General features: G+C 41.3%; 1 protein-coding gene. It reads left to right on the top strand.

Translation table 11 applies throughout. From position 1 onward, the window contains the following. Positions 1-3130: isopeptide-forming domain-containing fimbrial protein (locus HU235_RS06430; protein WP_174879675.1), on the top strand; the 3130-nt coding region annotated here is incomplete at both ends.

The following is a 3130-nucleotide window of genomic DNA, read 5'->3' as shown; positions in this document are numbered from 1 at the left end:
AAGGTGGAAATATCACTACCCCGGATAAACCGGAAGAAACAGTTAACGTAACACCGAAAAAGCCAAATCTTGTTTCTGAAAAGTCGTATACAATTCAGGAAAAAGCAGCAGAAAATACAGATGCAGACCATCCTGAAGTAGGAGATACACTTCTTTACACAATCAAGACACAAAATACTGTCGAAGATAGTCTTGTAAAAAATATGGTGATTTCAGATAAATTACCAGCAGGACTTGAATATGTTTCAGGTAGCTTGAAAGTCGACGGAGTGGCTGTATCAGATGCCGAAGATGATGACGATGGTCATTATGTAGATGGCATATTCACTGGACAATTCGGCGATGTAAGAGATACTGCGGAACATAAAATCGAATTTCTCGTTAAAGTACAATCTGGTCAAGCAGGTAAGGATATTAAGAATATCGCAACCATATCAGGTGACAATCTCGAGACACCAGATAGACCAGAAACAGAAGTAAAAGTATATCCACGCCTTCCAGATTTAGAGTCGGTAAAAGAGGCGAAGAATGTAGAAGAAGGCAAGAACACCTTTGAAGTCGGCGACACAATCGAGTATACAATTCAAACTCGTAATACCGTTTCTGAAGGTGTTGTAAAAAATCTTGTGATTTCCGATACAATTCCAGCAGGATTGGAATATATTCCTGGCACATTAAAAGTCGATGGAACAGTCGTAACAGATAGTCAAGATGGAGATAACGGACATTCTGTTGATGGCAAACTAGCTGGACAGTTTGGAGATGTTACTGACACGGAATGGCATACTGTTACCTTCCATGCGAAAGTGAAGCAAGGACAAGCTGGTCAAGTGATTCAAAATAAAGCGACAGTTAACGGTGACAATATCGATACACCAGATGAGCCAACGAAAGAAGTTGAAGTCAATAAATCTGATATCAAATTGTCGAAAGTAGCGGATAAACAATTCGTTCATGTCGGAGACATTGTCACGTACACAATTGAAGCGACAAATGCAGAAACTGGCGCAACATGGAATGGTACGATCAAAGATACATTACCAGCAAATGTAGAGCTTGTTTCAGGTTCAACTGAGTTGAACGGAGCAGCATTAGCTGATGACGATGTATGGAACGAAGGTCAATTAACGGTGAATCCAGTGACTGTAAAAGCTGGTGAAACAGCCACAATTACCTTCCAGGTAAAAGTGCTCGAAAATGCGTTAAACACGACCATTGAAAATATCGCAACTGGACATGATCCAGAACAGCCAATGGAGCCTGAGGAGACAACACCTACTAAAACAGAAGTTGTTCCAAGTGCAGGTGAACTAAATAGCTTCAAAGCTGTATTTAATAGTAATGGCGATGCGATTGATGGCCAAAAAGTAAAAGTTGGCGATGAGCTAACATATAAGATTACAGCAGAAAACATCAAAGCTGCGACAACAATTGTCAACAATGTCAAAGTAATTGATGACATTCCTGAAGGCTTAAGCTACGTACCAGGCACGTTAACTGTGAATGGCGAAGCAAAAGACGACAGCGCAGTGAATGGCCAAGTGGTAACAGTCGATGATATCGGCAGCCTAAAAGGTGGCGAAAAAGTAGAAGTAGCCTTTACTGTAACGGTAACAGAAGACGCTAAGGGTGAAATTACGAACATCGCAACGGTTGAAGGATCAGTACCAGGTGAAAACCCAGGCGATCCAGAACAGCCAAGTGAACCACAAGATCCAGGAACAGAAGTAAAAGTACCAGCAGATATCACGCTAACTAAAGTGGCAGATAAGAAAACAGTCCATGTTGGAGATATTGTCACGTATACAATTGAAGCGAAAAATGCAGAAACTGGTGGTGTATGGAATGGTACAATCGAGGATCCATTACCAGCAAATGTAGAGCTTGTTTCAGGTTCAACGACGTTGAACGGAGCAGCATTAGCTGATGAAGACGTATGGAGCGAAGGACAATTAGCGGTGAGCCCAGTGACAGTAAAAGCTGGTGAAACAGCAACAATCACTTTCCAAGTAAAAGTGCTCGAAAGTGCATTAAATTCAACCGTTGAAAACATCGCAACCGCGTATGATCCAGACCAACCATTAGATCCAGATGAACCAGGAAAAGATCCGGAAAACCCAATCACAACTCCACCAACTGAAACAGAAGTTGTTTCAAGTGCAGGAGAATTAAGCAGTGCGAAAGCAGTGTTTAATAGTGAAGGAAAAGCAATTGATGGCCAAAAAGTAAAAGTTGGCGATCAGCTAACATATAAAATTACAACAGAAAACATTAAAGATGCGACAACGATTGTCAACAACGTTAAAGTTGTCGATGATATTCCAGCAGGTCTAAGCTATGTACCAGGTACATTAACAGTGAATGGTGAAGCTAAGGACGACAGCGCAGTGAATGGACAAGTGGTAACAGTCGATGATATCGGCAGCCTAAAAGGTGGCGAAAAAGTAGAGGTAGCCTTTACTATAACAGTAACAGATGAAGCTAAAGGTGAAATCACGAACATCGCAACGGTTGACGGAACAGTACCGGGTGATAACCCAGAAGATCCAGAAAAACCAAGTGAACCACAAAATCCAGGAACAGATGTCAAAGTACCAGCAGATATTACGTTATCAAAAGTCGCTGATAAGCAAATTGTCAATGTTGGAGATAGGGTGACATATACAATTGAAGCGAAAAATAGTGAAACTGGTGGTATATGGAATGGTACAATCGAGGATCAATTGCCAGCGAATGTAGAGCTTGTTTCAGGTTCAACGACGTTGAACGGGAAAGCATTAGCTGATAAAGACGTATGGAGCGAAGGTCAATTAACGGTGAGTCCAGTAACTGTAAAAGCTGGAGAAACAGCAACAGTAACCTTCCAGGTGAAAGTACTTGAAGGTGCACTAAACTCAACGGTTGAAAACATCGCAACCGCGTTTGATCCAGACCAACCATTAGATCCAGATGAACCAGGAAAAGATCCAGAAAACCCAATCACCACTCCACCAACTGAAACAAAAGTTGTTTCAAGTGCAGGAGAATTAAGCAGTGCAAAAGCAGTGTTTAATAGTGAAGGTAAAGCAATTGATGGCCAAAAAGTAAAAGTTGGCGATGAGCTAACATATAAAATTACAGCAGAAAACAT

The organism is Metabacillus niabensis, assembly GCF_902829255.1.
GTDB classification, from domain to species: domain Bacteria; phylum Bacillota; class Bacilli; order Bacillales; family Bacillaceae; genus Metabacillus; species Metabacillus niabensis.
The sequence above is the reverse complement of the archived record's forward strand: the minus strand, read 5'-3'. Positions and strand labels throughout refer to the sequence as shown.